Source organism: Tsukamurella paurometabola, from assembly GCF_900631615.1.
Classification (GTDB): Bacteria; Actinomycetota; Actinomycetes; order Mycobacteriales; family Mycobacteriaceae; genus Tsukamurella; species Tsukamurella paurometabola_A.
Window position 1 is genome coordinate 1,999,698 of record NZ_LR131273.1, and the last position, 24,410, is coordinate 2,024,107.

Below are 24,410 nucleotides of genomic sequence, written 5' to 3' on the forward strand. Positions count from 1 at the left end.
GCGGTCGCAGCTCCCGCCGGGGGTCCGTCAGGGACCATCGGGGGATCGATGTTGCGGGCGTGGTACTGAAGGTTTTTGTGTGCGGTCTCCGCAAACGGCTCCAGAAAGTATGGCGGCCGGAACCGGCCAGGAGCCGCGCCCTATCTCGGGGAACGGTTCCTACACCGGTAGAAAGACAAGTTAGGAAACATCTCAATGGCACAGGGAACTGTGAAGTGGTTCAACGCGGAGAAGGGCTTCGGCTTCATCGCACCGGCCGACGGCTCGGATGACGTGTTCGTCCACTACTCGGAGATCCAGGGCAACGGCTTCCGTACCCTCGAGGAGAACCAGCTCGTGGAGTTCGAGGTCGGCCAGGGCACCAAGGGCCCGCAGGCCACCGGCGTCCGCGCTCTCTAAGAAACCCCGCACCACGCGATAAGAGTTTCTCGCAGCACCCCTCCGCCTTCCCGGTGGAGGGGTGCTGTGCATTTCACGGCGCGATCGACGTGTCGGCCGTGCCGCGACACCTCACGGCCCTCTAGGCTCATCACGTGTCCCAATTGTCACTCTTCTCCGCGGAGCAGACCGAGCCGTCGCCCCGCGACCTCGCGGGCCTGCTCGCGTCGACGGGGCAGATCGTGCAGGTGGGCGGGAGCGCGCGCGTCTCCGTGGTCGTCGCCGACCAGTGGCGCGCCGAGGCCATCGCCGTGATGATCGAGGAGGCCGGCCTGCGGTCGCAGTTCGACACGTCGGAGGAGGGGAACCCCCTGGTCCGGACGCTCGCGACGCCCGAGCTGCAGCCGATGGCCGTCGCCTGGACGCGCGGCGCGATCAAGACGGCACCGTCGACCTGGGTGCCCGGCCCGCGCGCGCTCCGCGCCTGGGCGCTCGCGGGCGGCGACGTCGACGGCGTGCACTACCTGCTCGCGCTCGACCCGCACGCGCCCGAGAGCGCGCCCGTACTCGCCACCGCCCTCATGCGCGCCGGCGTGGCACCCACCCTGGTGGGCACCCGCGGGACGAAACCCGCCCTGCGGGTGTCCGGGCACCGTCGCCTCCTGCGGCTGCGCGAGAGCATCGGCGACCCGCCCGCGCACCCCGACGCGCCCGCCCACTGGCCGCAGCCCTGAGGCGCGGATCGGATCGTCGCTCGACAATCCATGAGGCGTGCAGCGGCCCCTGTATATAAGGTGGGGCCCGAGGTGCGGCAGAATGAGCACCGGAGTGACCGCCTACGTCGGAAGTGACGCAAGGGGTCGAGGTGGTGACGCAGGTGCCACCGGAACAGATCAGGAGGGTCCATGGCGGCACGTGGGAAGGCAGCAGGCGGCGACGGGTTGCAGCGCCTGGTGATCGTGGAGTCCCCCGCCAAGGGCAAGAAGATCGGCGACTTCCTCGGCCCGAACTACACGGTCCGGGCGTCGATGGGCCACATCCGCGACCTCCCGAGCCGCGACAACCCGCTCCCCGAGGCCGACCAGGGCAAGCCCTGGGCCCGCCTCGGCGTCGACGTCGACCACGACTTCGAGGCCCACTACGTCACCTCCGCCAGCAAACGCTCCACCGTCTCCGAGCTGAAGTCCCTGCTCAAGCAGGCCGACGAGCTCTACCTCGCGACGGATGGTGACCGCGAGGGCGAGGCGATCGCATGGCACCTGCAGGAAGTGCTCAAGCCCAAGGTGCCGGTCAAGCGGATGGTCTTCCACGAGATCACCCAGCAGGCCATCCAGGCCGCCGCGCAGGAGCCGCGCGAACTCGACATGAACCTCGTCGACGCGCAGGAGACCCGCCGCATCCTCGACCGCCTCTACGGCTACGAGGTCAGCCCCGTGCTGTGGCGCAAGGTCAACCAGGGCCTCTCCGCCGGCCGCGTCCAGTCCGTGGCGACCCGCATCATCGTCGACCGGGAGCGCGAGCGCATCGCCTTCCGTACCGCCGGGTACTGGGACATCGCCGCCCAGCTCGACGCGGGCGCCGAGGCGACCCCGCGCACCTTCGGCGCGCGCCTCGTGACCGTCGACGGCGACCGCGTCGCCACCGGCCGCGACTTCGACGCCCAGGGGCAGCTCAAGAAGCCCACCGGCATCACCGTGCTCGACGGTGCCCGGGCGAACGCCCTGGTGGCAGGCCTGCAGGGCGCCAGCCTGACGGTCACCTCCGTCGAGGAGAAGCCGTACACCCGCAAGCCCTACGCGCCGTTCATGACCTCGACGCTGCAGCAGGAGGCGAGCCGCAAGCTGCGGTTCAACACCGACCGCACCATGCAGATCGCGCAGCGGCTCTACGAGGGCGGCTACATCACCTACATGCGTACCGACTCGACCACGCTGTCGGAGACCGCCATCGCCGCGGCCCGCGACCAGGCGCGGCAGCTGTACGGCGCCGAGTACGTGCACCCGACCCCGCGGCAGTACACCCGCAAGGTCAAGAACGCGCAGGAGGCGCACGAGGCGATCCGCCCCGCCGGCGAGACCTTCCAGACGCCGGGCGCGCTCGCATCCGTGCTCAACAGCGACGAGTTCCGGCTCTACGAGCTGATCTGGCAGCGCACCGTCGCGTCGCAGATGGCCGACGTCAAGGGCACCACGCTGAGCCTGCGGATCGGCGGCACCGCGTCGTCGGGCGAGAACGTCGAGTTCGCCGCGTCGGGCCGCACCATCACCTTCCCCGGCTTCCTCTCCGCCTACGTCGAGACCGTCGACGACCAGGCCGGCGGCGAGGCCGACGACGCCGAATCGCGGCTCCCGCAGCTCGTCAAGGGCCAGACCGTCACGGCCGCCGAACTGGCCGCCGCCGATCACGTGACCAGCCCGCCCGCGCGCTACACCGAGGCCTCGCTGGTCAAGACCCTCGAAGAGCTGGGCATCGGCCGACCGTCGACCTACGCGTCGATCATCAAGACCATCCAGGACCGCGGCTACGTCGTGAAGAAGGGCAACGCCCTCGTCCCGCAGTGGGTGGCCTTCGCGGTCATCGGGCTGCTCGAGGGCCACTTCGGCGGCCTCGTCGACTACAACTTCACGGCCTCGATGGAGGACGATCTCGACGAGATCGCCGGCGGCCGCGAGGGCCGCGTCGACTGGCTCACCCGGTTCTACTTCGGCGACGGCGGGCCCGACGGCGACGGCGCGGCCGTCTCCGGCGCCGACGGCCCCGGCCCCGACAGCCCCGGCCTCAAGAACCTCGTCGCCGCGAACCTCGACGCCATCGACGCCCGCGCGGTGAACTCGATCCCCCTCTACACCGACCCCGACGGCAACGTCGTGTACGTGCGCGTGGGCCGCTACGGCCCGTACCTGGAGCGCACCGTCGCACCGAAGGACGGCGAGGGGGAACCCCAGGTCCAGCGCGCCAACATCCTGGCGTCGATGACCCCCGACGAACTCACCGAGGAGGTCGCGGAGAAGCTCTTCGCGACCCCGCAGGACGGCCGCCCGCTGGGCATCGACCCGGCCACGGGCCACGAGATCGTCGCCAAGGAGGGCCGCTTCGGCCCGTACGTCACCGAGATCCTCCCCGAGCCGGAGAAGGACCCCGAGGCCGAGGACCTGGACGCCGAGGCCGCGAAGCCCAAGACGCGGAAGAAGAAGGCCGACGCGCCGAAGCCGCGCACCGGCTCGCTGCTCAAGTCCATGGACATCGAGACCGTGACCCTCGAGGACGCGCTCCGACTGCTGTCGCTGCCGCGCGTCGTGGGCGTCGACCCGGAGTCCAAGGAGGAGATCACCGCCCAGAACGGCCGGTACGGGCCGTACCTGAAGAAGGGCACCGACTCCCGCTCGCTGGCCACCGAGGAGCAGATGTTCACGGTGACCCTCGAGGAGGCGCTCAAGCTGTACGCGGAGCCCAAGCGACGGGGCCGCGGCGCGGCCGCCGCGCCGCCGCTGCGCGAACTGGGCAACGACCCGGTCTCGGGCAACGCGATGGTCATCAAGGACGGCCGCTTCGGCCCGTACGTCACCGACGGCGAGACCAACGCCTCGCTGCGCAAGGGCGACGAGGTCGCGACCATCACCGACGAGCGCGCCTCCGAGCTGCTCGCGGACCGTCGCGCGCGGGGACCGGTGAAGAAGAAGGCCACCAAGAAGGCGGCGGCCAAGAAGGCGCCCGCGAAGAAGGCTCCGGCGAAGAAGGCCACGGCCAAGAAGGCGGCGGCGAAGAAGACGACCGCGAAGAAGACGGTCGCGAAGAAGACCACCGCCGCGAAGAAGGCCCCCACGAAGGCCGTCGAGGCGCCCGCGGACGAGACCGTCTGATCAGTCGTCGACGGGGCGCGCCAGCCGCGTGAGCTGGCCGCGCCCTCGCAGCTCGATCGCCTCGCCGAGCACCCACAGGGCCTGCTCGGCGGGCGTCGCGGCCTCGACCGCCCGGCCGGCCGCGAGCAGCGATGACGGCTCCGACTTGGCGATCTCGGTGATGCGGGCGGCCTCGTTCACCGGATCGCCGATCACGGTGTACTCGAACCGCGCCTTCGCGCCGATGTGCCCGGCAACCACCTGGCCCGCCGAGACGCCGATGCCGAAGCCGGTGCCGCCGAGCACGTCGCCGAGCTGGATCCGCATCTCCCGCGCCGCCGCCAGCGCGGCGCCGGCGGCGTCCGGGTGGGGCAGCGGGGCGCCGAAGATGGCCAGCGCCGCGTCGCCCTGGAACTTGTTGACGAAACCGCCGTGCAGGTCGACGAGGTCGACGACCACCTTGAAGAAGTCGTTGAGCAGGTCCACGACGGCCGCGGGCTCCTCGGTGACCGCGATCTTCGTCGATCCCACGAGGTCGACGAACAGCACGCTGACCTCGTTGATCTCGCCTCCCAGGTGGGTTCCGTGTTCGAGAGCCTGCCGCGCGACGTCCTGCCCGACGTACCGGCCGAACATGTCGCGCATCCGCTGCCGCTCGGCCAGGTCGTGCACCATGTCGTTGAAGCCCGCCTGCAGCAGGCCCAGCTCACTGGAGTCGTAGATCTTCACCGACGCCGTGAAGTCGCCGTCGCGGACCTTGCGCTGCGCGCGGAACAGGTCGCGGATCGGATCGCCGATGGACTTCGCGGCGCGGACGGTGCCGAGCAGGCCGGCGGCGAGCGCGACCACCGACAGCAGCAACACCGGGTTGACCAGCGTCGGGGCGTCCGGGTCGATGACGCCCATCTCCTGCGAGACGATGACCATGATGATGCCGACGATCGGCGTCGCGGTGCCGAGCACCCAGCTGAGCAGGATGCGCGTGGTCACCGACAGGCCCGCGGACCCCTGCGGCTCCTGCGCCAGCGCGGCGACCGTGATGGGCCGCAGCACCCGCTCGGTCTGCATGTAGCTGAGCGCGCACGTCGTCGTGGCGCCGAGCAGCACCGTCAGGGCGACGACGACGCGGATGCCGCCCGGCGAGTGGTAGTTGATGACGACGAAGATCGCGCCGCCGATGAGCCAGAAGATCGCCTGCATGAGCGCCATCCGCAGCGGGATGGCGAGGGCGCGGCGGGAGATGGCCGGGTCGTACGGGGCGCTGCGCCGGTGCCAGCGCAGCACGGGGAGCACCAGCCGCAGCCCGATGAGCATGCCGAGCACACTCGCGGCCACCAGGTAGGTGATGAAGACCAGCAGGTTGACGCCGCTGATCTCCTGCAGCTGCACCGACTGCTGCACGGGCAGGGCGAACCGGAGGAAGCCGAAGACGAAGACCGCACCCAGGATGTTCGAGCGCAGGATGTCCAGCGCGAAGATCGGCCAGGGGGTCTTGGCGAGCCACCGCGCCAGTCGCAGTGCGCGACTGAGTCTGCTCTTCGGTGCTGCCACCGCTCCAACTTAGCCTGCGCTCGGCGTCGGACGGGAGGGCTAGGGTGTGGGGGTGAGCTCAGTGTTCGATCGCCTGGTGGGGCAGGAAGCGGTGGTGGCGGGCCTGCGGGCCGCCGCGGCCGCCGCGCGCGAGGTCGTCGCGAGCGGAGGCACGGTCGCCGATCTGGCCGGATCGTCCATGACCCACGCCTGGTTGTTCACGGGTCCGCCCGGCTCGGGGCGGTCCGTCGCGGCCCGGGCGCTCGCCGCCGCCCTGCAGTGCGACGATCCCGAGGAGCCCGGCTGCGGCCGCTGCCGCGCCTGCACGACGGTGCTGGCCGGCACCCACGCCGACGTGCGGTCCATCGCGCCCGACGGCCTCTCCATCGCGGTCAAGCAGATGCGCGAGGTGGTGGCCGACGCGTCGCGCCGGCCGTCCGTCGGGCACTGGCAGATCGTGCTCATCGAGGACGCCGACCGGCTCACCGAGCAGGCGGGCAACGCCCTGCTGAAGATGGTCGAGGAGCCGCCGGCCCAGACGATCGTGCTGCTGTGCGCGCCGACCGTCGACCCGGAGGACATCTCCGTCACGCTGAAGTCCCGGTGCCGGCACGTGCCGCTCGTCACACCCTCGGCGCCCGCGATCGCGGCGGTGCTGGAGCGGGACGGCATCGACGCCGAGCGCGCGGCCTGGGCGGCGGGCGTCTCCGGCGGGCACGTCGGGCGGGCGAAGCGGCTCGCGACCGACCCGGAGGCGCAGAAGCAGCGCAAGCAGGCGCTGGGCCTGGCGCGGGCGGCCACCTCCGAGGGCGTGTACGGCGTCGTCGAGCAACTGCTGCGCGACGCGGAGAGCACGGCCAAGGAGCTCAACGCCGACCTCAACGAGCGCGAGACCGAGGACCTCAAAACGGCGCTCGGGGCCGGCGGCGTGGGCCGCGGCACCGCGGGCGTGATGCGCGGCTCGGCCGGGCAGCTCAAGGACCTGGAGAAGCGGCAGAAGGCGCGCGGCACCCGCGCCGTGCGCGACGCCCTCGACCGCGCCCTCATCGACCTCGCCGCGCTGTTCCGCGACGCGCTCGTGCAGGGCACGGGCGCGCAGGTCACGCTGATGCATCCCGACGAGGCGGAGCAGACCCGCCGGCTCGCCGGCTACGCGCGGCCCGAGGGGCTGCTGCGCTGCGTGGAGTCGGTGCTCGAGTGCCGCGAGGCCATCGACCTCAACGTCAAGCCCGTCGTCGCGCTGGACGCGATGGCCGCGGGCGTCTCCACCGCGCTGCGGGACCACCGCCGCTGACCCGCCGCGCCGCGCGACAGCGGGGACGCCGCAACGCTGCCGATATCCACCACCGCGACCGGTAGCCGGCAGCGCTCACGGGTGCCGGCAGCGTTCGTCAGTTCCCGCGGAGTTGCACCCGTTCGATGGTGGTCTGCCATTTGCCGGAGCTCTGCGACAGCCCGGTGATCCAGACCAGCACGTAGCGCGTCTTCGCAGCATTGCTCGCGGAGAACTCGGTGTCGCCGCTGCGCAGCTCGCCGTCCCAGATCGTCTCGGTCTGATCGAGCGAGCTCACCGAAGCGGACGGCGATGTCCGCACTTCCACCGTCGAACCCGCGCTGGGCGAGGAGATGGTGCCGGACGTGACCGAGGCCTCCCGGTCCAGGGTGATGAGGAAACCGACACCGGACTTGAGCCCGCCGAACTTGGGCCCGCTGAAGTACTGATCGGTGCGCCACGACGGTGAGTCGCCGGTCAGCACGTTCTTGAGGTTCGGCGACGAATCGTTGGTGCCCTGAAAGTTCACGAGCTTGATCGACGACGCGGACAGTGTCGCGCCGCCGCCCGACGACCCACCGCCGATCGACGGTTTCACCAGGTAGACGACGCCGGCGGCCAGTGCGATGAGCACGACGGCGGCGAGTGCGGCGAAGGCCCGGCCCCAGCGGCGGGGCTGCACGGGCGCCGGCGCCGCCGGGGGCTCCTGCCGGGCCGAGGCGGGCAGTTGCTCCGCGCGCGTGGGCGCGGGCTGCGCCGCGGTGTGCGGGCCGGGGTACTCGCCGGTCGGGACGTACTGCCCCGTCGGCGGCCCCGGGTAGGGCGCGGTCCCGGGCCCGGCGTGGGCGCCCGTGTGCTCGCCCGTGTACACGGGCTGCTGGGCGGTGCCGGCCGGGATCGGCTGCTGTGCGGTGCCCGGGATCGACGACGGTGCCTCGCCGCGCAGCCCGGCGACGAACTCGGCGCACGTGGCGTACCGGTCCTCCGGCCGCTTGGCGAGGGCCTTGCGGAAGACCGCGTCGAGGTGCCCGGGCAGCGCGGGATTGCGGGAGGTGATCTTCGGCGCGGGCTGGTTCAGGTGCGCCGCGATGACCGCGGCGGGGGAGTCGCCGGGGAAGGGCGGTTCGCCGGTGAGCAGCTCGAAGACGGTGCAGCCGAGCGAGTAGAGGTCGGCCCGGTTGTCGAGGATCTTGTTGTCGAAGGCCTCGGGCGACATGTACGCCATGGTCCCGACGGTGATCCCGGTCGACGTGACGCCCACCGCGTCGCCCGCGGCCTTGGCGATGCCGAAGTCGGCGAGCTTGACCTGCGGCGCACCGTCGGAGTCGAAGGCCACGAGGATGTTGGCGGGCTTGACGTCGCGGTGGGTGATGTTCGCGCGGCGGTAGGCGTAGTCCAGGGCGGCGCCGGCACCGTCGGCGATGTCGATCGCCAGGGACAGCGGCATCGGGCCGCGCTCGGCGACCATGCGCGCGGTGTCCGGCCCGGCGACGTACTCCATCGTGATCCACAGCCGGCCGTCGACCTCGCCGCGGTCGTACAGGTGGATGATGTTGCGGTGGTTGAGCTGCGCGAGCACGTAGGCCTCGCGGTCGAACCGCGCCTTGTACTGCGGATTGCTGCTGACCGAGGTGTGCAGCAGCTTCAGCGCGTCCTGCCGGGGCAGGCGCGGGTGCTGGACGAGGTACACCTCGCCCATCCCGCCGCCGCCGAGCTTACGGACCACCCGGTAGCCCGCGATCTGCTGCTCGTTCATCCGCTCCCTCAAACGCAACCGCCCGTCGGCCGCACCGAGTCAACGGTAGCGGTAGACGGGCGGGCGCGGCGATCGCCGCAGGTCAGACGGCGACCTTGGCGTGCTTGCTCGAGCTCAGGCGCAGGCCGGATTCCTCGCCGAACGAGAGCTCGCTGGTCAGGCGCTTGGCGTCCTCGAAGTAGCTCATGGACATGCGCCAGTCGTCGGCCTCGCCCTGGCGGGGCAGTTCCTTGAGGGCGCGCTGGACGTAGCCGGCCTCGAAGTCGAGGGCGGGGCGCGTCGCCATGTCGGGATCGGCGACCGCGACGGCGGTGTCCAGGCCCTGTGCGTCCATCGTCGTGATCAGGCGGGTGACGTACTTCCACAGCATCCCGACCTTGAGCGTCCACGACGAGTTCGTGTAGCCGATGGCGAGCGCGGCGTTCGGGACGCCGGAGAGCATCGCGCCGCGGTGGATGACAGCGTTGGGGATGTCCACGTCGCGCCCGTCGACCGACAGGGTGACGCCGCCGAGCAGCTTCAGCTTGAGACCGGTCGCGGTGACGATGATGTCGGCGTCGAGGTGCTCGCCGCTCGCCAGCTCGATGCCGGTCTCGTCGAAGGTGACGATCGTGTCGGTCGCGACGGACGCCTTGCCGGAGCGGATGGCCTTGAACAGGTCACCGTCGGGGACGGCGCACAGGCGCTGGTCCCACGGGTTGTACGGCGGGTTGAAGTGCACGTCCACCGGGTAGCCCTTGGGGAGGCGCTTGGCGTTCTCGTTGCGGATGATCTTGCGCGCGAGGTCCGGGAAGCGCTGCGCGAAGACGTACACGCCGCGCTGCTGCCAGATGAACCGCTTGCGGCTGAGGTCGTGGCCGATCTTGTGGCCGAAGACCTTGTGCAGCGTGTTGGTGATCGGGTCCTGCTTGGGCACCGGCATGATGTACGTCGGCGTGCGCTGGAGCATGGTGACGTGCGCGGCGGGCTTGTCGCTGGTCAGGAGCGACGGGACCAGGGTCACCGCGGTCGCGCCGGAGCCGATGACCACGACCTTCTTGCCGCTGTAGTCCAGGTCCTCGGGCCAGAACTGCGGGTGGATGATCTGACCGGCGAACGTGTCGCGGCCCGGGAACTCGGGCGTGAAGCCCTGCTCGTAGTCGTAGTAGCCGCTGCCGAAGAGCACCCAGTTCGCGGTGAGTGCGATCCGCTCGCCGGCGTGGTCGACCTGCACGGTCCAGCGGCCGTCCTCGCTCGACCAGTCGGCCGAGACCACCCGGTGGTCGTAACGCACCTTGTCGACGAGGTCGTTCTCGACCATCGTCTCCTGCAGGTAGTCGAGGATCTTGTGCGCGTCGGCGATGGAGTCCTTGGACTCCCACGGCTTGAACTCGTAGCCGAACGTGTGCAGGTCGGAGTCGGAGCGGATGCCGGGGTACTTGAACAGGTCCCACGTGCCGCCGAAGGTCGAGCGGCCCTCGAGGATCGCGAAGGACTTTCCGGGCAGCTCGGTGGTGATGTAGTGGCCGGCGCCGATGCCGGAGATGCCGGCACCGATGACGATGATGTCGAGGTGCTCGGGGGTGGTGCTCGTCATGCTTGTCTCTCCTGGTCCGAGGGCTCAGTGATAGAACCGATGACTTACTCTCTCGCTCGGAGGGCCCTCGCGGCCAGCGCAGAATGCACCCGGATGGCGCCCGCTCTGGTGCAGATCGTCACGCGTCCCCGAGCCAGCGCAGCACGTCGAGCGCGACGGCCACGCCGGTGGGATTGTCCGCGAGGGGACGGGGCAGCAGCTCGTCGGCCCTGGTGAGACGGCGGATCACGGTGTTGCGGTGGGTGTACAGGCGCTCCGCGGTGCGGGAGGTGTTGAACTGCTCGTCGACGTACGCGGCGACGGTCTCGCGCGTCTCCTGGTCGGCGGTGAGCAACTCGCCCAGGGTGTCGCGGACGAACTCGTCGGCCTTCCCGGTGTCGCTGGTGACCAGCGAGATCAGGGCGATGTCGTCGTAGCGCGCGACCCGGCGGCGGGTGCGCAGCCGGGCCATGAGGCGCTGCGTCGTGCCGGCGTCGAGGTGGCTGCGCCGGAACCCGTCGAGGTCCTCGCCGGGCCGCCCGATCGCGACACGTACCTCGGGGTGGTCGGCCAGTTCGCGGGCCAGGTCGCCGGAATCGAGCACGACGGTGCCCGGCAGCCACAGCCACAGGGCCGATGCGCTCGCGACGACGGTCAGCGGGCGCGGGGTGCCGGCGCGCCGGGCCAGCGCGTGGGCCGCGGCGTCGAGGTCGCCGACCGCGCCGGTGGTCCAGACGACGGCCGCGGTGTGCGGCCCGGTGAGCCGGTAGCCGAGTTGTTGCTCGGCGCGGGGCCGGGTGATCGGGGCGCCCTCGAGGATCAGCGACACCGCGGCCAGACGGTCCGCGTTCGTCCCGGTGGTCAGTTGCTCGCGTTCGCCGGCCATGCGGAGCGTGATGGCGTCGATGGTGTCGTCGACGTACGTCGACATCGACGCCCACGTGACCGCGAGGAGTTCCCGCAGTTCAGCGGGGTCGTCGGTGAGTTCGAAGCAGACGTTCATCCACAGCGTCCAGGCGGTGTTGAGGCCCTTGCGGTACGTGTCGATGCCGTGCAGGTCCAGGCCCCGTCGGACCAGGTCCCGGGCGACGGCGAGGGCGTCGGCGGAGTCGATGTTGGGCGGCACCCGGCGGCCCGGATGGGCGAGGTTGTGGGTCGCCCAGTGCAGCATGACGGCGGTGTCGGAGTTGCGGACCAGTTCCGCGAGGGTCGGGTCCGCGGCGATCGGGGAGAGGATGATCCCGGTCAGCGTGGCGTCCTGCAGCGCGGTCACCCACTCCTCGGGGGCGTTGCTCGCGAACTCCGCGGCGCGGCGGATCAGCTCCTTCACCCGGTCCGAGGGGTCGGGCCAGCTCTGCTCCGTCGGCGCACCCATGAGTGGAACCCTACTGACCCGAGTGCCGAACTAGGGTGTGCGCGTGACGGGAGAGCGGACGGCGGCCGGCTGGGCGGAGGCGCATCAGGTCCCGCTGTACGTCGCCGGACTGGTTCTCGGGGCGGTCCTCGGGCTCGCCGTCCCGACGGTGGCGGGTCCCGCCGAGGCCGTCATCAACCCGGTGCTCGCGCTCCTGTTGTACGCGACGTTCCTCGGCATCCCGTTCGCGCGGATGGGGGACGCGCTGCGGGACGTGCGCTTCCTCGGCGCCGTGCTGGCGGTGAACTTCGTCGCGGTGCCGGTCGTGGTGTTCGGACTGTCGCGGCTCGTCGCGCACGATCGGGTGCTGCTCGTGGGGGTGCTGTTCGTGCTGCTCACGCCGTGCGTCGACTACGTGATCGTGTTCAGCGGCCTCGCGGGCGGCGCGCGGGACCGGCTGCTCGCCGCCGCGCCGCTGCTCATGCTGGTGCAGATGGTGCTGCTGCCGCTGTACCTGTGGCTGTTCGTCGGGGCCGACGTGGTGCGGACCGTCGAGTACGGGCCGTTCGCGGAGGCGTTCGGGTGGGTGATCGTGGTGCCGCTGCTGCTCGCGGGGGTGACGCAGTGGGCGGCGGCCCGGACCCGATGGGGCGCTGCGCTGGCAGCGGGAGTGGCCGGCGCGATGGTGCCGATCATGGTGCTCACGCTCGCGGTGGTCGTCGCCTCGCAGATCGCGGGCGTGCGCGACCAGCTCGCGTCGCTGCTGCTCACGGTCCCGGTGTACGTGCTGTTCGCGGCGGTGATGACGCCCGTCGGCGCGGCCGCGGGCCGACTCGCCGGCCTGGACGTGCCGAGCCGGCGGAGCGTGGTGTTCAGCGGCGTCACGCGGAACTCGCTGGTGATCCTCCCGCTCGTGCTCGCCCTGCCCTCTGCCTACGCGCTGGCGCCGCTGGTGGTGGTCACCCAGACCCTCGTCGAGCTGGTGGTCATGGTCCTGTTCGTCCGTCTGATCCCGCGCCTGATCCGCTAGTCGCGGTTCGCCCATCGCTATTCTGACGTGATGGATGCGGATTCCGGTCAGCCAAGGGCTCGGCGGGTCACGCCCCTCGGCGTCGTCGGCGCGGTTCTGGCCGTCCTCGTCGCGATCGAGGTATTGGCCTGGCTGTGGGGCCTCACCGCGGGCGCCGAATTCATGTGGCTGCCGGTCACCCTCTTCGTCGGATTCGTACTCATCGTGGCCTGGATCGTCTACCTGGCGGCGTGGGAGAGGCGGCGGAAGCGGTTCTCCTGGCACCTGCTGATCATCCCGGCGATCGGACTGTTCGGTATCGCCGCAGCGGTCACAGGCTTACCGCAGAAGGCCCGTTGGTCGTACGACGAGCCTCGCCTCACAGCCGCCGCCCGTGCGACCCTGGCGGATCCGCGCGCCGAATTCCACGAGTACGGCAAGAGGCGGATCGGCTCGCAGGAGGTGTACGGGACGGACAAGGCCGACGGGGTGGTCACGTTCTCGATCTTCGGCGGCGGCTTCAGTGTCACGACGCTCGAGTACCGGCCGGACGGGAGCGCCCCGGAGTTCGGCGGAGAGGTGCGGGGCGAGAAGCTGTCCGACGACTGGTGGCTCGTCCTCATCGACTGAGCCCAGCGCGGAGCCGAGCTCATACGATCCGACGATGACCGGCACATCCGACAGGTACTTCGCAGCACTCGACGAACTGGTCGGCACGTCGAGGGTCGTCATCGACCGTCCCGCCGGAACCGCGCACCCCCGCGTTCCGCAGGCGATCTATCCCCTCGACTACGGATACCTCGACGGCACGACGGGCGGCGACGGCGACGGCATCGACGTCTTCGTGGGGGTGGAGGAAGGGCTCGGAGTGGTCGGGGTGCTGCTGACCGCCGACGTGGCGAAGCGTGACGTGGAAGTGAAGGTGCTCCTGGACTGCTCCGCGCTCGAGATCGTTGCGGCGCGGGCGTTCGTGTCGGAGGTTCTGGAGATCGGCGGCGTGCTCGTGCGCCGGTCACCGGAACGAGAACAGGCCGGGTGAGAACCCGGCCTGACCTGCATGTGTGGAGCCGCCTGGGGGAATCGAACCCCCGACCTTTTCATTACGAGTGAAGCGCTCTACCGACTGAGCTAAGGCGGCGTGGCCCCGCACGGGTGCAGGACCGAGGACCAAGTGTACTGACCGCCCCGTCGACCACCAAATGCACCGCTCAGCTGATCCGCTTCGCCAGTACCTGCTCCCGCAGGATGTCCGCGTGCCCGAGGTGTTGTGCCAGCTCGCGCAGGACGTGGAGGTAGATCCATCGCACCGGTAGCGGGCCGCGACGGTTTCCGGTCACCACGTCGTCGAGGGTCACCGTCGCCGCGGCGCGTCGGGACGCTGCGCAGGCGAGGCTATGGTCGGCGAGCACGGACGCGACCGTGTCGGTGTCGAGGAGGTCGAAGGACTCGTCCGGTGTCGAGGGAATTCCGATCGCACTGCGCGGGCGCCGGGTGAAGGCCTCGTCGAACCACACCCGTTCGACGAATGCGGCGTGCTTCACCAGGCCCAACAGTGTGGATTTGGAGGGGACGAGCGATGCGCGCGCCTCGTCATCGGTCAGGCCGTCGAGAGTCGCGGCGAGCCGTGCGCGGTGCTCATCGAGAAAGACGTCGAACTGTTCGCGCAGTGTGGCTTCGAGGGCCGCGCGCTCGATCGTCGGCTGGATCATTGCGACCGCTCCTCGGGCTCCGGTGACCACACCCTCTCGGGTGGGGTGCGTGTCGGGGGCGCCGGCGCCGCGACCTGCCGAATCCCCCAGGCGACGGGCCCGATGACGGGGATCAGCCACGCCGCCGCGCTCCACTCCCGTTTCCGTCCGGGCGACAGTGCGGTGGGCCGGATCGACGCCGTCGCGCTGCGCGCGGCGAGGATCCAGACGGCCATCGCGACGAGGAGCGCGGGCAGCCCGATGACCAGGAGGAGCATCAGGAACAGGCCGTCGTTGAGTTCCTTGCACGCGGGAACCTCGGGAAGCCGTGCGCATTCACTCATTCCCGACTCGGCCAGGATCGGCACCGTCGTCATGACCAGATGTTACGGGCCGGGCGCGACGCGCGCGCCCGGCCCGACGGCCCGCCCGGGTGTCGTCGGCCTACTTCGCCGACATCCATGCCGGGATCGCGGGACCGGGCACGTCGAAGGCCTTCGCGATGTCCGCGAGGATGTGGTACGCGCCCTGTACGCTCACGGCGCTCATCCACTCGGCGTCCTTGACCTCCACGGTCTTCGGTTCGAGCGGTGCCCACAGCGGGTTCTGCCGGTAGGTGTTGAGCGAGTCGGTGCCCTTGTCGCCGTTGGTGGTCACGAAGATCTTCGTGCCGTCGGCCGACGGGATGCGTTCGGCGCTGATCTCGGTCATGAACTCGTCGATGTTCTGCGACGCGGGCCGCGCGAGGCCGGCGTCCTGCAGCACGATGCCGGAGAACGACTTCTTCGCGTACAGGCGCGTCGGACCGTCGAGGAAGCGGACCACGGAGATGGTGGTGTCGGGCCCGGCCTTCGCCTTCACCGCGTCACCGACGCGACGGGCCTGCGCCTCGTACTCGCCGAGGCGCTGGTCGGCGAGGGTCTCCTTGCCGAGGGCCTTCGCGAGCAGGCGGATGTTGTCCTTCCACGTCGGGCCGGTGGTCTCGCTGAAGACCGTCGGTGCGATGCCGGAGAGCTGGTCGTACTCCTTGGCGTGCCGCACCTTGGCGCTCACGATGAGGTCGGGCTTGGTCGCGATGATCTTCTCGAGCGACGGTGCCGCCAGCTTGCCCACGCTCTGCGCCTCGGCGCCGTAGTTCGTCGCGGACGCCCCGAGGTAGTCGGGGAGCTTGCTGCCCAGGGTGTTGTACTCGGTGAAGGCGACCACCTTGGTGTCGAGCATGAGCGTCGCGTCGGTGAACGAGGCGTCCAGCGCGGCGACGCGCTGCGGCTGGCCGGGGATGGTCGTGCGACCCATCGCGTGGTCGACGGTCCGCGGGAAGGCGCCGCCGGTGGCGCTGCTGGTCGCCGTGTCCGACGGTGCGCCGCTGCCGCACGCCGTGAGCGCGCCGATCGTGAGCGCGGCGAGCGTCACGCGCGCCAGGGAGAGCTTCATGGGGTTCCGGTTTCCTTCCTCCCCGCGGGCACCGCGAGGATCGCGAGAAGGAAGGTTACGCTGGCCTTACTCGTCGGGCAACGATGATGAGCGCTGGTCAGGGTTTGCAGGTGGCCGTCCCGGTCGCCGCATGGGACGTGCCTTCGCCGGCATGCGGCCGGCGTCGTCGAGCGCGCGGCGCAACAGGAACTCGATCTGCGCGTTGACGCTCCGCAGGTCGTCGGCGGCCCATTTGGCCAGCGCCCGGTACACCTCGGGGTCGATCCGGAGCGGGACCGCCTTGCGGCCCCGCTCCGGTCGCTCGCCCGCGGCGGGGCGCTCGGGGGAGTCGGTCGAGCCCACTAGCTGTACAGGCTCCCCGTGTTCACGACGGGCGTGGTGCGGCTGTCGGAGCACAGCACCACCAGCAGGTTCGAGACCATCGCGGCGCGGCGCTCGTCGTCGAGCTCGACGGTGCCGTTCGCCTCGAGCCGGGTCAGCGCGTTCTCGACGATGGCGACGGCACCCTCGACGATCTTCTCCCGCGCCGCGAGCAGCGCGGAGGCCTGTTGCCGCTGCAGCATCGCCTGCGCGATCTCGGGGGCGTAGGCCAGCGACGAGATGCGGGCCTCGAGGATCTCCAGGCCGGCCAGTTCGACGCGGGCGGCGACCTGCTCGGCCAGCTCCGCGGCGACCTGATCGGTCGATCCGCGCAGCGAGGTCGCTCCGGCGACCGCGTCGTCGGCGTCGTACGGGTGGCTGGTGGTCACGTGTCGGAGAGCGGACTCCGCCTGGGAGACGATGAACTCCTCGTAGTCCTCCACCGCGAAGGTGGCGCGGGCGGTGTCCGCGACCTGCCAGACGATGATCGACGCGATGTTCACGGGGTTGCCGGTCGAGTCGTTGACCTTGAGCTCCGCGGTCTCGAAGTTGTGCACGCGCACCGACAGCCGTTGCCGGCTGGTCAGTGGCAGCACGAGGCCGAGGCCCTGGGTGCGGACGGTGCCAACGTACCGGCCGAAGAGCTGCACGACGAGGGTGTGCCCGGGCGCGACGACCACGACCATGCTGATGAGCAGCAGCGCCGCGATGCCGAGTAGCACGCTCACCACGATCAGCGCGGGCGTCTGCGCCGATATCGACAGCACCACGAGGCCGACGGCCCCGCCGACGAGCGTGAGGAAGCCGAAGAACGCCGCCACCGCGGCACCCGCCCCGGCGTGCCATGCCGACCGCTCCGTGATCGCCACCTGCGTGTCCTCGGGTTGAACGATGCCTGTCATCACCCCTCCTTATTCTGATATCACTTAACTAAGTGATATCAGTTTTTCTTTCGCGATGTCAAGGATGCGTCAGGGACCCGTCAACATCCCTTTCCGGCCGAACGCACGCGCAATAGCGTTCCGAGACATGACCTTCCTGCTGATCGTGACGGGCGTTCTGCTGTTGATGCGCCTGGTCAACGAGCTGTACTACCGGCGCTCCGAGGGGCTTCCGATCGAATCGGCCTGAACCGAAGGCTTGACCTCAACCGGGGTTGATACGCGAGCCTGGACGCATGGCTGACGACCTCGCGCGGGATCCCTCCCGCGACCTTCCGGACATCCTCGGCGACGGCGCGCCCGGCGACGCCACGGCGATCGTGGACTTCGTGGCCGAGGTGCTCGAGGCGCAACGCGCCGGCAGTGTCCCGCGCGTGCGCTCCCTGTTCCGCGACGACGCGGTGTGGACCACCGCCCACGGCCGTCGCCTGCACGGTCGCGCCGCGATCGACGCCTTCCTCGCGCGCACGGTCAGCGGCTCGATGGCGCGCGGCGCCGCCGATTACGTCGTGGAGCGGGTGCTGTTCATCCGTCCGGACGTGGCCGCCGTGAGCGTGCGGGTGCGGCCGCTCGGTCCCGACGGTGCGCCGCATCCCGCGGTCCCGGACGCGGCGCCGCTGTACGTGCTGTCCAAGGACGATGGCGCCTGGCGCATCGCGGCCGCCCAGTCGACGGCCGTCTTCGACGATCCGGCCGCGCAGGAGCGCCGCGCCGGGTAGCGTTCGCCCGGCGTCCGGCGCGGCGCCGCCCGTTTCGGTGTTCCCGCGAAACCGCCCCTCCGCAAAACTGGAACGTGTTACAGTTCTGCCCACGAACCGTGGGCGTCGAGTTGTCCTGCCTGGGCTTTTCCGGTGGCGCCGCGGGAGAGGGGTAGCACCATGGCGACATCACAGCCCGACACCGACGACCGGATCGATGAGGCGGTCGAGACCGGCGCCGCGGCGACCGAGTCCGAGGCGCGGACGCCCGGGGCGTCCGAGACCACGGCGAAGGTCACCACCGCGAAGCCGTCCAGATCCGCCCCGAGCGGGCGGCCCGGGCCGGCGGCGGAGAAGTCCGACGCGGCGGCTCCGCGCGGCATCGTCGTCACCCCGATGATGCTCGGCCTCTCGGGCGTCCTCGTTCTCCTCGCGGTGGCGGCCACGGCCTTCGGTTTCCTCTGGCAGTCGGCCGAGTCCGATCGGGACGCCGCCCTCGATCAGGTGGCCGCCGTCACCGAGACGCAGGAGACGAACGCCCGCGCCGAGGACATCGCGAAGAAGTACGCGATCGGCGCCGCCACCATCGACTACCAGAACCTCGGCGCGTGGCGCACCGCGCTCACCGCCGGCACCACGGACGAGCTCGCGAACCAGCTCCGCGAGGCGTCGACGCAGTTCGAGCAGGTCGTCGTGCCGCTGCAGTGGCAGTCCACCGCGACGCCGCTCGGCACCATCGTCGCGTCCAACAAGGACGGCCTGATCACGCTCAACGTCTTCGTCAACATGATCACCAAGAGCACGCAGCGCCCCGAGGGCATCCCCTCGACGGCCACCTACACGCTGACGATCGACACCAAGCAGGACTGGAAGATCAGCGACGTGCGCGGCATGGACGCCGCCCTCGCCGGCAAGTAACGGCGCACCACGAAACGGCGCGGCCCTCCGGGGCCGCGCCGTTCGTTCGTGCGGGGAGTGCTGATCAGGGCTGGCCGGGGAGCAGCTGCACCATGAGACCCTCGGCGTCCGCCAGCAGGGTCCCGTCCTCCTCGGTGAGCCGCGCGGTCACGAAGGTCTTGCGGCCGTCCACGCGGTCGACCGTGCCCTCGACCACCAGCGGCACGTCGAGCGGTGTCACCTTGCGGTAGTTGACGTGCAGGTACGCGGTGCGGCTGATGGGCCGCTTCGCGGCGAACACCACGTTGCCGAAGTTGTCGTCGAAGATCAGCGGCAGGACGCCGCCGTGGGCGACGCCACCGCCGCCCAGGTGGTAGCGCCGCAGCACGCCGCGAGCGACGACGGACTCCGCGTCGAACTTCTCGACGCGGAAGGGCGGCATCAGCAGGCTGCCGCGTCCGGGCAGCGACATGCTGCGGTTCGCGGGCCCGTTGCCCTCGCGCGCCTGATAGGGCGCGAGCAGTTCGACCAGTTCCGCGGCCCGATCGCGCGCGGCGGCGTACACCTCGTCGGGGGCGTCGATGCTCACCGCGAGGTCCTGCAGCCGCCGCATGTGCTCGACGAACTCGCCGAACGCGGGCGGCGGCGTGGCCTCTTTGAAGCGCGGGATCTCGCTCCGCAGGTCCACCTTGTCCGCATCCGACTCGCTCATCCGTCAGACCTTACTCAGGACCAAACCGCTGGTCGGAACCCCGGTCCCGGCGGTGACCACGGCCCGCTCGGCGCCCGGTACCTGGTTGGCCGCCGTCCCGCGCAGCTGTCGCACGGCCTCGGCGATGCCGTTCATCCCGTGGATGTACGCCTCGCCGAGTTGTCCACCGTGCGGGTTCAGCGGCAGGGCCCCGTCGAGTTCGCAGGTCCCGGCCGCCAGGTACGACGGGGCCTCGCCCCGCCCGCAGAAGCCGAGCTCCTCGAGCTGCATGAGCACGTAGGGGGTGAAATGGTCGTACAGCACGGCCAGGTCCATGTCCGACGGTGCCATTCCCGCCTGGGCCCACAGTTGCCCGCCGACGACGCCCATCTCCGGCAGGCCGGTGAGGCCGTCGCGGTAGTAGCTCGTCATTACGTACTGATCGGGCCCGCTGCCCTGTGCCGCCGCGGCGATCACCGCCGGGGTCCGCCTCAGGTCGCGGGCCCGCTCGGCGCTCGTGATCACCAGCGCCACGCCGCCGTCCGACTCCTGGCAGCAGTCCAGCAGGTGCAGCGGCTCTGCGACGTAGCGCGATGCCTGGTGCTCCTCCAACGTGATCGGCTTGCCGAAGAACCAGGCCTTCGGGTTGGTCGCGGCCCGCGCGCGGTCGAGCACGGCGACGCGGCCGAAGTCCTCGCTGGTGGCGCCGTAATCGTGCATGTAGCGCCGGGCCGCCATCGCGACGGTGGCCGCCGGGGTGGCGATCCCGGCGGGGTAGTGGAAGGCGTTGTCGATGCCGTTCGTGTTCACCTGCTGCGCAGCGGCGTTCGAGACCTGCCCGAAGCGGTGCCCGGACCGTTCGTTGAAGGCGCGGTAGGCCACCACCACGTCGGCGACGCCGGTCGCCACGGCCATGGCCGCCTGCTGCACCGTGGCGGCGGCGGCGCCGCCGCCGAAGTTGATGCGGCTGAAGAACGTCAGCTCGGGGATCCGCAGCTCGCGCGCCACGGCGATCTCCGAGTTGGTGTCCATGGTGAAGGTCACCAGCCCGTTCACGTCCTGCGGCGTGAGCCCGGCGTCGTCCAGTGCGGCACGGACGCACTCGACGGCCAGGCGCAGCTCGCTGCGGCCGGAGTCCTTGGAGAACTCGGTGGCGCCGATGCCGGCGATCGCGGCCCTGCCGCTCAGCCCGCTCATGCCGGCAGCACCACGGTCGCGGTGCCCGAGATGTGGTCGCCCAGGCTGTCCTTCGCCGTCACCGCGATGGTGACGGCGGCACCGTCGACAGCGGTGACCGAGCCCGAGAAGTGCAGGGTGTCGCCGGCGTAGCAGGGTGCGCCGAGTCGGATGGAGATGTTCCGCACGAAGGCCTCCGGGCCCGCCCAGTCGGTCACGTACTTCTGGACCAGGCCGTTGTCGGTGAGGATGTTGACGAAGATGTCCTTGCTGCCGCGCGCGTGGGCCGCGTCGCGGTCGTGGTGCACGTCCTGGAAGTCGCGGGTCGCGATGGCGGTGGTCGCCACGAAGGTGGTGCTCGCGTGGATCGTCATGGGCGGCAGCGCGGTGCCGACGGTGACCGCCGCCGCGCGCAGGGTGGTGGGGTAGCTCATCGGGCCTCCCAGGCGGGCAGGGTCAGGTCGTCGTCATCGCGGAGCGAAGGGGGGTACGTCACCGGGCCTCCCAGGCGGGCAGGGTCAGATCATCATCGACCCGCAGAAACACAGCTCGGACGGGCATCCCGATCTGCACGGTCGCGGGGTCCACGTCGATGAGCTCGCCGAGTACGCGCACGCCCTCGTCGAGTTCCACGAGCGCCACCACGAACGGCAGGCGCTTGCCGGGGACCTTGGGGTGGTGATGCACCACGAAGCTGAAGACGGTGCCGGTGCCGGGGGAGACCACGTAGTCGGGGGTTCGATCGACGTCGCCGCCCGGGTCCATCGGGCCCGGCGGATGGCGGAGCGTCTCGCCCCAGCGTTGGATCCGCAGCTCGCCCGCCTTGGCGCCCTCCCAGTAGAAGGCGGTGTCGCGCGAGATCACCGGCCGCAGTACGCCACCCGCGTAGGCGGAGGCGTCCACGATGCGGCCGCTCGGCCCGGCTTCGGGCACAACGGCTTCGGGGGCATCGGGTGGTTCCGCGGCGGGCGGGCGGAACTTGAGAATGCGGAAGATCATCTCGGCGACCACCTCGTCGCCGACGCGCCACAGCGTGCGGGTGGTGAAGAACCAGCCTTCGCCGAGCCCGGTCTTCTTGGGGCCCACCACGTCCTCGAGCCGCGACGACGCGGTGATCTCCTCGCCGGGCCGCACGTGCCGGTGGTAGGTCTGGTCCGAGTTGGTGGCGACCACGGAGGTGAAGCCGAGTTCGTCGAGGGCGGCGGTCATGAGGCCGAGCGGGTCGTCGTCGGCGCGCTCGCCGTGCAGGCCTCGCATCGACCACACCTGTGCCATCGCGGGCGGCGCCACCGGCCCGCCGAACACCGACTGCTCCGCGAACGCGGCGTCCGAGTACAGCGGGTTGGTGTCGCCGATGGCCTCGGTCCAGTTGTTGATCATGGGTTGGTTCACCGGATCGCGCCCGGCGCGCGGCGCGGACTCGCCGAGCGCGCGGATGCGTTCCGCCGCCGCCAGCACGGCCGCAGTCGTGTCCGCGGTCGTGTCCGGGGCGCTCATCGGGGCACCCGCGGCAGTTGCAGGCCCATGAGTGCGATGAGCTCGCGCTGGATCTCGTTGACGCCGCCGCCGAAGGTGAGCACGAGGTGACGCTTGGCCTGCACGTCGAGCCAGTGCAGCAGCTCCGCCGTGGCGGGATCCGCCGGATCGCCGTGCGTCCCGACCGTCTCCTCGAGCAGCGCGGTGAGGCCCTGGATCCGGTCGGAGCCGAAGACCTTGGTGGCCGAGGCGTCGGCGACGTCGACGGGCCCGCCGGCCTCCGCCGCCGCGACCTGCCAGTTGAGCAGCTCGTTGATGAGCTCCGCCGCGCGCACTCGGGCGAGCGCCTCGGCGACGTCGGGTTCTCCCAGGAGCTCCTGCTCGTGGGCCCAGGCGTCCACCCGGTCGTACAGCGCGCCGATCCGGCCCGACGGGCCGAGCATCACCCGCTCGTGGTTGAGCTGTGTGGTGATGAGCTTCCAGCCCTCGTTCTCCGCGCCGACGAGCATGTCCACCGGCACCCGGACGTCGTTGTAGTAGGTGGCGTTCACGTGGTGCGCGCCGTCGGCGGTGATGATCGGCGTCCAGCTGTAGCCCGGGTCCTTCGTGTCCAGGATGAGGATCGAGATGCCTTTGTGCTTGGGCGCATCGGGGTCGGTGCGGACGGCCATCCACACGTAGTCGGCGTCGTGGCCGCCGGTGGTGAAGATCTTCTGCCCGTTCACCACGTAGTGGTCGCCGTCGCGGACCGCCGTGGTGCGCAGCGAGGCGAGGTCGGTGCCCGCCTCCGGCTCCGTGTAGCCGATCGCGAAATGCACTTCGCCCGAGAGGATCTTCGGCAGGAACGTCGCCTTCTGCTGCTCGGTGCCGAAGGCCTGCAGCGTCGGACCGACGGTCTGCAGCGTCACCGAGGGGAGCTGGACGTCGGCGCGGGCGGCCTCGTTGACGAACAGGTACTGCTCGATCGGCCCGAAGCCCTTCCCGCCGAACTCGGTGGGCCAGCCGACGCCGAGGCGGTCGTCGCGGCCCATGCGCAGCACCACGTCCCGGAAGACGTCCCCGTGGCGCTGCACCAGCATCGCGCTGCGTTCCTCGGGCGTCATGAGGGACGAGAAGTAGTCGCGCAGCTCGGCCTGCAGGGCGCGTTGTGCGGTGGTCAGCGCGAGGAAGCGGCCGTTCTCGTCGGCGCTCGTCGCGTCGTCGCGGTGCGCGGTCGCCAGCGCCCGCACCGTCTGCGGGACGCCGCCGACGAAGCGGGTGAGGTCCTTGATCGTCGAGTAGAACCGGTGCAGCGGGTACGTCGCGTCCACCCCGATGCCGCCGTGCAGGTGATGGCAGGTCCGTACGGCCGACGGCGCCTCCGCGGCCAGCCAGTGCGCCGCGAGCGCGGTCGCCTCGTCGGCGGGGGAGCCGGTGCCGACGCGCCACGCGGCGGAGACCGCGGCCAGGTGCAGCGTGCGGGAGGCGATGTAGACGTCGGCGATCTGCTGTGCCACGGCTTGGAAGGCACCCAGTGGGCGCCCGAACTGCTCGCGCTTACGCAGGTGGTCGACGGTGAGCGCGAGTGCGCCGGCGAGCGCACCGTCGGCGACGGCGGCGGCACCGGTGAGCCCGCACTCCCGGACGAACTGCGCGACGGTCCCGTCGGTCGATCCGCCGAGCACGGCGTCGGCGGGCAGCTCGACGCCCGCGAGGTCGACGGTGCCCTCGGGCGTCCCGGCCGAGGTGGGGCTCGGCACGACGGTGACGCCGGGCGCGGACGCGGGCACCACGAAGACGGCGGCGCCGTCGTCGGTGGCGGCGCTGACCAGCAGATGCGCGGCGTGCTGTGCGTAGCCGACGGCCACCTTCCGGCCGGTGAGGGCCCAGCCGCTCGCGGTGCGCACTGCGCGGGTCGACGGTGCTGCGGGCACGGCGGCCCCGGCCTCTCCGAGTGCACCCACGATCAGGTCGTCGCCGGTCAGGGCGCCGGGGAGCAGCCGCTCGCGCTGCGCGACGGTGCCGTGCGCCGCGACGGGCAGGATGCCCAGCGCGAGTGCGGGGAGCACCGGGGCGCCGATCGCGAGCCGGCCGGCCTCGGTGAGCACCGCGGCGACCTCCTCGGCGCCGAGCCCGGCGCCGCCCAGGCTCTCGGGTGCCGGGAGGCCGAGGAGGTCGGCCCGGGCGAGGTCCGCCCAGGTCGTGCGCCAGGCGTCCCCGGTGTCGGCGCCTCCGCTCTCGCGCGCGGCGGCGTGCCCCAGCACGTCGGCCGCGAGGCCGGCGACGGCCACCTGGTTCTCGTCCGGACGGAAGTCCACGCGCACTCCTGATCTCGATACCGCGTACAAACGGTGAAACGTGTTCTATTTTTAGCAA

Annotated in this window: 23 protein-coding genes and 1 tRNA gene; 9 read left to right on the forward strand and 15 right to left on the reverse strand. The window is 71.0% G+C overall.

The features are described from left to right. The first annotated feature begins 195 nt into the window (after positions 1 to 195). The 3 genes from ELY19_RS10000 (at position 196) to topA (ending at position 4,238) form a co-directional block, all read left to right on the forward strand. Positions 196 to 399, forward strand: coding sequence for a cold-shock protein (locus ELY19_RS10000; RefSeq protein ID WP_068523077.1), 204 nt, complete (start codon positions 196 to 198; stop codon positions 397 to 399). A 134-nt stretch (positions 400 to 533) separates the two neighbouring features. Beyond that, positions 534 to 1,112 carry a hypothetical protein gene (locus tag ELY19_RS10005; RefSeq protein ID WP_126196053.1) on the forward strand — a complete coding sequence of 193 codons (579 nt, stop codon included), beginning with the start codon at positions 534 to 536 and terminating at the stop codon, positions 1,110 to 1,112. Positions 1,113 to 1,283: 171 nt separating this feature from the next. Then, a complete protein-coding gene (topA, locus tag ELY19_RS10010; protein ID WP_126196054.1) occupies positions 1,284 to 4,238 on the forward strand; it encodes a type I DNA topoisomerase in 2,955 nt (984 codons plus the stop codon). On the opposite strand, the gene ELY19_RS10015 is transcribed toward topA, so the two are convergent. Then, entirely contained in the window at positions 4,239 to 5,768 is a 1,530-nt protein-coding gene (locus ELY19_RS10015; RefSeq protein ID WP_227966723.1) for an adenylate/guanylate cyclase domain-containing protein, read from the reverse strand. A 52-nt stretch (positions 5,769 to 5,820) separates the two neighbouring features. On the opposite strand from ELY19_RS10015, the gene ELY19_RS10020 reads away from it, so the two are divergent. Further along, on the forward strand, positions 5,821 to 7,041 hold the full coding sequence (locus tag ELY19_RS10020) for a DNA polymerase III subunit delta' (protein ID WP_126196055.1): 1,221 nt from the start codon (positions 5,821 to 5,823) through the stop codon (positions 7,039 to 7,041). 97 nt (positions 7,042 to 7,138) lie between these two features. Here ELY19_RS10020 and ELY19_RS10025 read toward each other — a convergent pair whose 3' ends face one another. The 3 genes from ELY19_RS10025 to ELY19_RS10035 form a co-directional block, all read right to left on the reverse strand. Then, positions 7,139 to 8,776 (reverse strand): serine/threonine-protein kinase, encoded by a 1,638-nt coding sequence (locus ELY19_RS10025; RefSeq protein WP_126196056.1) that lies wholly within the window; start codon positions 8,774 to 8,776, stop codon positions 7,139 to 7,141. 82 nt (positions 8,777 to 8,858) lie between these two features. Continuing rightward, positions 8,859 to 10,352: a flavin-containing monooxygenase gene (locus ELY19_RS10030; protein ID WP_126196057.1), complete on the reverse strand. Its 1,494-nt coding sequence runs from the start codon at positions 10,350 to 10,352 to the stop codon at positions 8,859 to 8,861. 118 nt (positions 10,353 to 10,470) lie between these two features. Then, positions 10,471 to 11,706: a PucR family transcriptional regulator gene (locus ELY19_RS10035; protein ID WP_126196058.1), complete on the reverse strand. Its 1,236-nt coding sequence runs from the start codon at positions 11,704 to 11,706 to the stop codon at positions 10,471 to 10,473. Positions 11,707 to 11,749: 43 nt separating this feature from the next. Between ELY19_RS10035 and ELY19_RS10040 the strand changes: the two genes are divergently transcribed. Genes ELY19_RS10040 through ELY19_RS10050 form a run of 3 tightly spaced genes read left to right on the forward strand, consistent with a single transcriptional unit; the run spans position 11,750 to position 13,733 of the window. Continuing rightward, complete coding sequence (locus tag ELY19_RS10040) at positions 11,750 to 12,715, forward strand: arsenic resistance protein (RefSeq protein ID WP_126196059.1); 966 nt, start codon at positions 11,750 to 11,752, stop codon at positions 12,713 to 12,715. A gap of 30 nt (positions 12,716 to 12,745) precedes the next feature. Continuing rightward, on the forward strand, positions 12,746 to 13,324 hold the full coding sequence (locus ELY19_RS10045) for a hypothetical protein (protein WP_126196060.1): 579 nt from the start codon (positions 12,746 to 12,748) through the stop codon (positions 13,322 to 13,324). A 34-nt stretch (positions 13,325 to 13,358) separates the two neighbouring features. After that, positions 13,359 to 13,733 (forward strand): inorganic pyrophosphatase, encoded by a 375-nt coding sequence (locus ELY19_RS10050; protein ID WP_126196061.1) that lies wholly within the window; start codon positions 13,359 to 13,361, stop codon positions 13,731 to 13,733. A gap of 23 nt (positions 13,734 to 13,756) precedes the next feature. Here the strand turns inward: ELY19_RS10050 and ELY19_RS10055 are convergent. The 6 genes from ELY19_RS10055 to ELY19_RS10080 all read right to left on the reverse strand — a co-directional run bounded on the left by ELY19_RS10055 (position 13,757) and on the right by ELY19_RS10080 (position 17,078). Continuing rightward, positions 13,757 to 13,832, reverse strand: a tRNA-Thr gene (locus ELY19_RS10055). 70 nt (positions 13,833 to 13,902) lie between these two features. Further along, a complete protein-coding gene (locus tag ELY19_RS10060) occupies positions 13,903 to 14,403 on the reverse strand; it encodes a DinB family protein (protein WP_126196062.1) in 501 nt (166 codons plus the stop codon). After that, positions 14,400 to 14,759 carry a hypothetical protein gene (locus tag ELY19_RS10065; protein WP_126196063.1) on the reverse strand — a complete coding sequence of 120 codons (360 nt, stop codon included), beginning with the start codon at positions 14,757 to 14,759 and terminating at the stop codon, positions 14,400 to 14,402. Before ELY19_RS10065 ends, ELY19_RS10060 begins: the two co-directional genes overlap by 4 nt. Positions 14,760 to 14,826: 67 nt before the next feature. Beyond that, entirely contained in the window at positions 14,827 to 15,816 is a 990-nt protein-coding gene (locus ELY19_RS10070; RefSeq protein ID WP_126196064.1) for an ABC transporter substrate-binding protein, read from the reverse strand. 66 nt (positions 15,817 to 15,882) lie between these two features. Beyond that, positions 15,883 to 16,158: a type II toxin-antitoxin system antitoxin gene (locus tag ELY19_RS10075; protein WP_126196065.1), complete on the reverse strand. Its 276-nt coding sequence runs from the start codon at positions 16,156 to 16,158 to the stop codon at positions 15,883 to 15,885. Then, complete coding sequence (locus tag ELY19_RS10080; RefSeq protein ID WP_126196066.1) at positions 16,158 to 17,078, reverse strand: SPFH domain-containing protein; 921 nt, start codon at positions 17,076 to 17,078, stop codon at positions 16,158 to 16,160. The genes ELY19_RS10075 and ELY19_RS10080 overlap by 1 nt, the downstream gene beginning before the upstream one ends. Before the next feature lie 275 nt (positions 17,079 to 17,353). Between ELY19_RS10080 and ELY19_RS10085 the strand changes: the two genes are divergently transcribed. Beyond that, complete coding sequence (locus ELY19_RS10085; RefSeq protein WP_126196067.1) at positions 17,354 to 17,836, forward strand: SgcJ/EcaC family oxidoreductase; 483 nt, start codon at positions 17,354 to 17,356, stop codon at positions 17,834 to 17,836. 159 nt (positions 17,837 to 17,995) lie between these two features. After that, on the forward strand, positions 17,996 to 18,733 hold the full coding sequence (locus tag ELY19_RS10090) for a hypothetical protein (protein ID WP_126196068.1): 738 nt from the start codon (positions 17,996 to 17,998) through the stop codon (positions 18,731 to 18,733). Positions 18,734 to 18,797: 64 nt separating this feature from the next. Here ELY19_RS10090 and ELY19_RS10095 read toward each other — a convergent pair whose 3' ends face one another. Genes ELY19_RS10095 through ELY19_RS10115 form a run of 5 tightly spaced genes read right to left on the reverse strand, consistent with a single transcriptional unit; the run spans position 18,798 to position 24,352 of the window. Then, on the reverse strand, positions 18,798 to 19,424 hold the full coding sequence (locus tag ELY19_RS10095) for a PaaI family thioesterase (protein ID WP_126196069.1): 627 nt from the start codon (positions 19,422 to 19,424) through the stop codon (positions 18,798 to 18,800). A gap of 3 nt (positions 19,425 to 19,427) precedes the next feature. After that, positions 19,428 to 20,600, reverse strand: a complete 1,173-nt coding sequence (locus tag ELY19_RS10100) for a lipid-transfer protein (protein WP_126196070.1) — start codon at positions 20,598 to 20,600, stop codon at positions 19,428 to 19,430. Further along, positions 20,597 to 21,013, reverse strand: coding sequence for a MaoC family dehydratase (locus ELY19_RS10105; protein ID WP_126196071.1), 417 nt, complete (start codon positions 21,011 to 21,013; stop codon positions 20,597 to 20,599). Before ELY19_RS10105 ends, ELY19_RS10100 begins: the two co-directional genes overlap by 4 nt. A 58-nt stretch (positions 21,014 to 21,071) precedes the next feature. Beyond that, positions 21,072 to 22,076, reverse strand: coding sequence for a bifunctional MaoC family dehydratase N-terminal/OB-fold nucleic acid binding domain-containing protein (locus tag ELY19_RS10110; RefSeq protein WP_126196072.1), 1,005 nt, complete (start codon positions 22,074 to 22,076; stop codon positions 21,072 to 21,074). Then, positions 22,073 to 24,352 (reverse strand): acyl-CoA dehydrogenase family protein, encoded by a 2,280-nt coding sequence (locus ELY19_RS10115; protein WP_126196073.1) that lies wholly within the window; start codon positions 24,350 to 24,352, stop codon positions 22,073 to 22,075. The genes ELY19_RS10110 and ELY19_RS10115 overlap by 4 nt, the downstream gene beginning before the upstream one ends. Between the last annotated feature and the right edge of the window lie 58 nt (positions 24,353 to 24,410).

Bases quoted from the DNA above. Each gene is read 5' to 3' on its own strand.
- ELY19_RS10000 (WP_068523077.1), top strand. From the start codon at position 196: ATGGCACAGGGAACTGTGAAGTGGTTCAACGCGGAGAAGGGCTTCGGC.
- ELY19_RS10065 (WP_126196063.1), bottom strand. From the start codon at position 14,759: ATGACGACGGTGCCGATCCTGGCCGAGTCGGGAATGAGTGAATGCGCA.
- topA (WP_126196054.1), top strand. From the start codon at position 1,284: ATGGCGGCACGTGGGAAGGCAGCAGGCGGCGACGGGTTGCAGCGCCTG.
- ELY19_RS10105 (WP_126196071.1), bottom strand. From the start codon at position 21,013: ATGAGCTACCCCACCACCCTGCGCGCGGCGGCGGTCACCGTCGGCACC.
- ELY19_RS10095 (WP_126196069.1), bottom strand. From the start codon at position 19,424: ATGAGCGAGTCGGATGCGGACAAGGTGGACCTGCGGAGCGAGATCCCG.
- ELY19_RS10050 (WP_126196061.1), top strand. From the start codon at position 13,359: ATGACCGGCACATCCGACAGGTACTTCGCAGCACTCGACGAACTGGTC.
- ELY19_RS10100 (WP_126196070.1), bottom strand. From the start codon at position 20,600: ATGAGCGGGCTGAGCGGCAGGGCCGCGATCGCCGGCATCGGCGCCACC.
- ELY19_RS10045 (WP_126196060.1), top strand. From the start codon at position 12,746: ATGGATGCGGATTCCGGTCAGCCAAGGGCTCGGCGGGTCACGCCCCTC.
- ELY19_RS10070 (WP_126196064.1), bottom strand. From the start codon at position 15,816: ATGAAGCTCTCCCTGGCGCGCGTGACGCTCGCCGCGCTCACGATCGGC.
- ELY19_RS10080 (WP_126196066.1), bottom strand. From the start codon at position 17,078: ATGACAGGCATCGTTCAACCCGAGGACACGCAGGTGGCGATCACGGAG.
- ELY19_RS10085 (WP_126196067.1), top strand. From the start codon at position 17,354: ATGGCTGACGACCTCGCGCGGGATCCCTCCCGCGACCTTCCGGACATC.
- ELY19_RS10030 (WP_126196057.1), bottom strand. From the start codon at position 10,352: ATGACGAGCACCACCCCCGAGCACCTCGACATCATCGTCATCGGTGCC.
- ELY19_RS10025 (WP_126196056.1), bottom strand. From the start codon at position 8,776: ATGAACGAGCAGCAGATCGCGGGCTACCGGGTGGTCCGTAAGCTCGGC.
- ELY19_RS10110 (WP_126196072.1), bottom strand. From the start codon at position 22,076: ATGAGCGCCCCGGACACGACCGCGGACACGACTGCGGCCGTGCTGGCG.
- ELY19_RS10060 (WP_126196062.1), bottom strand. From the start codon at position 14,403: ATGATCCAGCCGACGATCGAGCGCGCGGCCCTCGAAGCCACACTGCGC.
- ELY19_RS10035 (WP_126196058.1), bottom strand. From the start codon at position 11,706: ATGGGTGCGCCGACGGAGCAGAGCTGGCCCGACCCCTCGGACCGGGTG.
- ELY19_RS10090 (WP_126196068.1), top strand. From the start codon at position 17,996: ATGGCGACATCACAGCCCGACACCGACGACCGGATCGATGAGGCGGTC.